The sequence below is a fragment of the Streptomyces prasinopilosus genome, assembly GCF_001419695.1.
Classification (GTDB): Bacteria; Actinomycetota; Actinomycetes; order Streptomycetales; family Streptomycetaceae; genus Streptomyces; species Streptomyces prasinopilosus.
This window is the reverse complement of sequence record NZ_LIRG01000808.1, coordinates 1-5,219: the sequence shown is the minus strand read 5'-3', so window position 1 is coordinate 5,219 and position 5,219 is coordinate 1. Positions and strand designations below refer to the sequence as shown.

Here is a 5,219-nt window from a genome sequence, read left to right as displayed (position 1 = left end):
GCCGTGAGGTGGGCCGGGTCGTCCGCGAGGGGGGCCGGGTGGCCGATCGTCCAGGGGTTCGGTCCGCCGTGCTGGCCGGGCAGGTGCTCGCGCACCACGCGCGTGTGCCCCTCGTCCCCGGGCCGGACGCCACGGGGGCGGGTCCAGGGCGCGTACGCCAGGAGCAGTGAGCCGGCGAACCAGCCCGCGTCGAGCAGTTGCCCCGACCGGTAGGTGTGGTGCAGCAGCGGGGAGGTGAACAGGGCGTCGCACAGCACGGTGAGCGCGAGGGCGCCGATCGCGGTGTTGACCGCCGAACGGGTGACCGCCGACCGCCGGAAGTGCAGGGCGAGCACCACGCTGACCAGGGCGATGTCGAGCAGCGGATACGCCAGGGACAGCGCGGTGTGCGCCACGTCCTCGCCTCCGGCCTGCGCGGTCTGGGCGAGGGCGAGGCTCCACGCGAGGGTGAGCAGGGAGCCCCCGATCAGCCAGGCGTCCAGGCCCAGGCAGACCCATCCGGCCTTGGTCACGGGCCGTCTGGCGAGCACCAGCAGTCCCACGATGGCGGGCGGGGCGAAGCACAGGAAGAACAGGTCGGCGTAGCTGGGGCTGGGCACGGGGAGCCCGAGGACGACCTCGTACCAGCCCCAGATCAGGTTGCCCAGGGACGCCATGGTGGAGGAGATGCCGAACAGCAGCCAGGCGGTCCGGAAACGGACGCGGCGGCCTCGCGCGTACAGGAAGCAGGACACGGCGGCCGCGGCCGCCGCGGCGCTCAGTCCGAAGTCTCCCATGATCAGCGCGAGTTGCTCCGATCCCCAGCCGAAGGCGGCGCCGATCGCGTAGGCCGCGCAGACGACGGCGAGGACGAGCTGCGGCACCAGTCCCTGCCGGCGCTCCACGGCGGACGGGCGGGGCGGCAGGGCTTCCGGGACGGGGTGCTCCCGCGCCGCTCCGTCGAGCGTGGTCGCGGGGGCCGGCGCGCTCACCGGTTTCCCCCGGTGCGCGCCGCTCCGGCCGGGCGGGCCGGCCTCGCGCGGCGGGGACAGGGGTCGCCGGGGCGGCCGCAGCTCCGGGCGTGGTGACCGGAGGTGCGGTGACCGCGGGTGTGGTGACCGCCGTGCTGTCCCCGGCTGCGCGTGGCCGTGCGCCAGGGTCGCCGACGGCGGCTCAATCGCGTCGGATCGCTCGTCCAAAGGCCGTGCATCGCCCGTCGCCCCCCTCACAGTCTGCAATGTCAATCCCCCGCGCCGACGGTCAGCGGCGCAGCCCCTGTCGGGACGATACACCAGTCCCGTCACTCAGGGACATAGCTTCTCTACGCTCCGTGACGGTCGGCCGATATATGAGTACCCCTCGCGTCCGGGAAAACGCGGACGGTACTCGAAACGGACTACGCGCTTACCGCCTTCGTCACCAGGATCACGTTCCGGAGCTCCTCCCGGTTCACGAATCGGTTCAACTGGTCCGCCAGCAGCCGTTCGGCGCGTGGCCGGAAAGCGGAGGTGGGTCCGCCGGCGTGCGGGCTGACGAGAACGCCCGGAGCCCGCCACAGGGGGTGGTCCGGGGGGAGCGGTTCGGGGTCGGTCACGTCGAGGGCGGCGGTGATGCGGCCGCTCTCCACCTCGGTGAGCAGGGCCGAGGTGTCGACGACGGGCCCCCGGGCCACGTTGACGAGCAGCGCGCCGTCCTTCATCCGGGCCAGGAAGCCGGCGTCCACGAGGTGGTGGGTGGCCTCGGTGAGCGGGGTGGAGAGGATGACGACGTCCGCCTCCGGCAGCAGCGCGGGCAGTTCGGTGAACGGATGCACCGGCCCGCGCGCCGCGGCACGTGCGGAGCGCGCGACGCGCACCACCCGCGCGAGCTCGAACGGAACGAGCCGGTCCTCGATGGCCGCGCCGATCGCCCCGTACCCCACGATGAGCACGTTCCGGTCGGCGAGCGCGGGCCTGAAGCCGCCGAGCCACTCCCCCCTGTCCTGGGCCCGCACGAAGTCGGGCAGGCCGCGCAGCGAGGCCAGGACGAGGGCGAGCGTCAGCTCGGCCGTGCTCGCCTCGTGCACTCCGCGCGCGTTGCAGAGCCGTACGCCGGGGCCCAGGTGGTGCAGGCCGGGCTGCACGTGGTCGACGCCGGCGGACAGGGTCTGCACGACCTGGACCGAACCCATCAGCGGCAGCGGGCGCACCCCGACGTCGCCGGGCTTCATGTACGGCACGACGTAGAACGCGCAGTCGGCCGGGTCGGCCGGGTACTCCCGCGCGCCGTCCCAGAAGTGGTACCGCGGGCCCTTCGGAAGGCCCTCGATCTCGTCCGGCGGGAGGGGAAGCCATACGTCAGCGGTCATGGTCCGGAGGCTACGTCAGGGGTCCGCGGCGCCAGAGGTTAGGTTGGGGTCCGGGAAAGGGAGGGTCACGACCAGGTGGAGCGCAGGACGATCGGCGCGGCGGCGCTCTCGGTGGGGGCCGTCGGACTCGGGTGCATGCCGATGAGCTGGGCCTACAGCACCTCGCGGCAGCACGGCGGGGATTCGCTCAGAGCGGTGCACCGGGCGCTCGACCTGGGGGCGACGCTGCTGGACACGGCCGACATGTACGGCCCGTTCACCAACGAGCTCCTGCTGGGGCGGGTGTTGAGGCAGCGGCGCGGTGACGCCTTCGTGTCGACGAAGGTCGGCCTGCTGGTGGGTGATCAGCACATCGTGGCCAACGGCCGCCCCGGGTACGTGCGGAGGGCCTGCGACGCCTCACTGCGCCGGCTGCAGACCGACGTCATCGACCTGTACCAGCTGCACCGCGCGGACCCGGAGATCCCCGTCGAGGAGACCTGGGGCGCGATGGCGGAACTCGTACGGGCCGGAAAGGTGCGGGCGCTGGGGTTCTGCGCGGTCGGTGCGCGCTCCGCGCGGCGGCCCGGGGCCCGTCTGTACGACGCGACGGTCCGGCAGCTGGAGAGGGTGCAGCAGGTCTTCCCGGTGAGCGCGGTGGAGGCGGAGCTGTCGGTGTGGTCGCCCCAGGCGCGGGAGGCGCTGCTGCCGTGGTGCGCCGCGCGCGGTGTGGGGTTCCTGGCCGCGATGCCTCTGGGCAACGGTTTCCTGACCGGCACGCTGACACCGGGTGAGGGTTTCGAGGCGGACGACCTGCGGGCCAGGCATCCTCGTTTCACCGCCGAGATGATGGCCGCGAACCAGCCGATCGTGGCCGGTCTGCGCCGGGTCGCCCGCCGGCACGGCGAGGACGTCACCCCGGCGCAGGTGGCCCTGGCCTGGGTGCTGGCGCAGGGCGGGCAGGTGGTCCCGGTGCCGGGTGCCAAGCGGGAGCGGTGGGTCGCCGAGAACGCGGGGGCGGCGGACCTGCGCCTGACGGAGGCCGACCTGGCGGAGATCGCGGAACTGCCCGCGGCCCAGGGGTCGTGGGACTGAGGGGCGGAGGACCGCGCCCGGGGCCGGGGACCGCAGGCCCCGGGCGGGGGGACCGGGCCGGACGGTGGCCGGCGGTTCGGGTCCGCGCGATCGGGAACCTGTGGGGCGCGGGCGGTGTATGACAGGGAGAACCCGCCGCGTCGAAGGGACGACATCGTGCACCATCGAGCCGTTACGGCCGTACTGGCCACCGCCGCGCTCCTGCTGACGGCCGGCTGTTCGTCCGGCGACGGAGGACCGCCGGAGAAGGCCCCCGGTTCCTCCCCGAGCGGTCCGGCCGGGCGGTCCTCGTCCCCGGAGGGCCGTGCCGAGCAGGCTCCCCCCGCGAAGGGCTCGGTGGAGGTGCTCCGTACGGTCGGTACGGACCTGCGCTCCCCCTGGGGGCTCGCGCCCCTGGCCGACGGCGATCTGCTGGTGTCGTCCCGGGACGAGGCCACGATCAGCCGGGTCGACGCCGAGACGGGCGAGACGTCCGAGCTGGGCGAGGTGCCGGGGGTCTCGCCGGCCGGCGAGGGCGGCCTGCTCGGCATCGCGCTCTCCCCCGAGTACGCCTCGGACCGCATGGTCTACGCCTACTTCACCTCGGCCTCGGACAATCGCGTCGTCCGCATGCTCTACGACGAGAAGAAGCCGGAGGGCGAGCGGCTGGGCGCACCGGACACGGTGTTCCGGGGCATCCCCAAGGGGGTGGTCCACAACGGCGGCCGGATCGCGTTCGGCCCGGACCGGATGCTGTACGTGGGCACGGGCGAGAGCGGTGACACCGGCCTCTCCCAGGACGAGAAGTCGCTGGGCGGCAAGATCCTGCGGCTGACGCCGGAGGGCGAGCCGGCGCCGGGCAACCCGCTCCCCGACTCGGCGGTGTACTCGCTGGGTCACCGCAATGTGCAGGGCCTGGCCTGGGACTCCCGGCAGCGGCTGTTCGCCTCGGAGTTCGGCCAGAACACCTGGGACGAGCTCAACGCGATCGAGCCCGGTGCCAACTACGGCTGGCCGGAGGCGGAGGGCATGTCCGACGACGACGGCTTCCGCAGCCCGGTCGCCCAGTGGAGCACGGACGAGGCCTCCCCCAGCGGCATCGCGTACGCGCAGGGGTCGGTCTGGATGGCGGGTCTGCGCGGCGAGCGCCTGTGGCGGATCCCGCTCAAGGGCACGGAGGCCTCGGCGGACCCGCAGGCGTTCCTGGAGGGCGAGTACGGGCGGCTGCGCACGGTGGCCACGGCGGGCGGCGACAGGCTGTGGCTGGTCACCAGCAACACGGACGGCCGCGGCGACCCGGGCGGTGAGGACGACCGCATCCTGGAGGTGCGGGTGAGCTAGGCGCTGTCCGGCGGAGCATGGGCGGAGCCGTGGGCGGATCGCCGCCGCGGTGACCGTGCCGTGGAAGACGTGGGCCCCCTTGTCGTGACGGGTCGCGACCGCGCGGGAGTTCTTGAGCCGGTCGACGGTCCGCCCGACCTCGTGGCGACGCCGGTGGCGCTCGCGGCCGGACCCGGCGGGCCCGCCGCCCGCGCCGGCGACCGGCCCGCCGGTCCCGCTCCCCCGCCGTTTCGGCCGGGCCTTCGCTCCGCGGAACACAACGGGGCGCGGCCTTCCGGGCTCACGCCCGTGTCCCGCACGCCTCAGCTTTCCGCGACCGCCGGTTCGAGCAGGGACAGCGTCCGGTGGTCCGCGTCCACGCGTGCGCGGACCCCGAGGGGCAGCGGCAGGTTCGGCGAGGTGTGGCCGAAGTCGACCTGGGCGAGGACCGGGATGTCGCGCTGCGCCAGGACATCGAGCACCACGTCGCGCAGACCCGCGCGGTCCTCGCCGCCCTCGT

General features: G+C 74.1%; 3 protein-coding genes and 3 pseudogenes. 2 read left to right on the top strand and 4 right to left on the bottom strand.

The window, feature by feature from the left end; translation table 11 throughout:
* Both AOK18_RS26790 and AOK18_RS26785 read right to left on the bottom strand, forming a co-directional pair.
* Nucleotides 1-971: pseudogene (locus tag AOK18_RS26790) on the bottom strand (phosphodiesterase); the annotation flags it as partial.
* 404 nt (nucleotides 972-1,375) lie between these two features.
* A complete protein-coding gene (locus AOK18_RS26785) occupies nucleotides 1,376-2,326 on the bottom strand; it encodes a 2-hydroxyacid dehydrogenase (RefSeq protein WP_055571097.1) in 951 nt (316 codons plus the stop codon).
* Nucleotides 2,327-2,401: 75 nt separating this feature from the next.
* Between AOK18_RS26785 and AOK18_RS26780 the strand changes: the two genes are divergently transcribed.
* Nucleotides 2,402-3,400, top strand: a complete 999-nt coding sequence (locus AOK18_RS26780) for an aldo/keto reductase (RefSeq protein ID WP_055696002.1) — start codon at nucleotides 2,402-2,404, stop codon at nucleotides 3,398-3,400.
* Between the two features lie 156 nt (nucleotides 3,401-3,556).
* A complete protein-coding gene (locus tag AOK18_RS26775) occupies nucleotides 3,557-4,720 on the top strand; it encodes a PQQ-dependent sugar dehydrogenase (protein ID WP_055696001.1) in 1,164 nt (387 codons plus the stop codon).
* A 21-nt stretch (nucleotides 4,721-4,741) separates the two neighbouring features.
* Here AOK18_RS26775 and AOK18_RS33470 read toward each other — a convergent pair.
* Both AOK18_RS33470 and AOK18_RS26770 read right to left on the bottom strand, forming a co-directional pair.
* Nucleotides 4,742-4,909 (bottom strand): annotated as a pseudogene (locus tag AOK18_RS33470) (IS5/IS1182 family transposase); the annotation flags it as partial.
* A gap of 113 nt (nucleotides 4,910-5,022) precedes the next feature.
* Nucleotides 5,023-5,219, bottom strand: a pseudogene (locus AOK18_RS26770) (LD-carboxypeptidase); the annotation flags it as partial.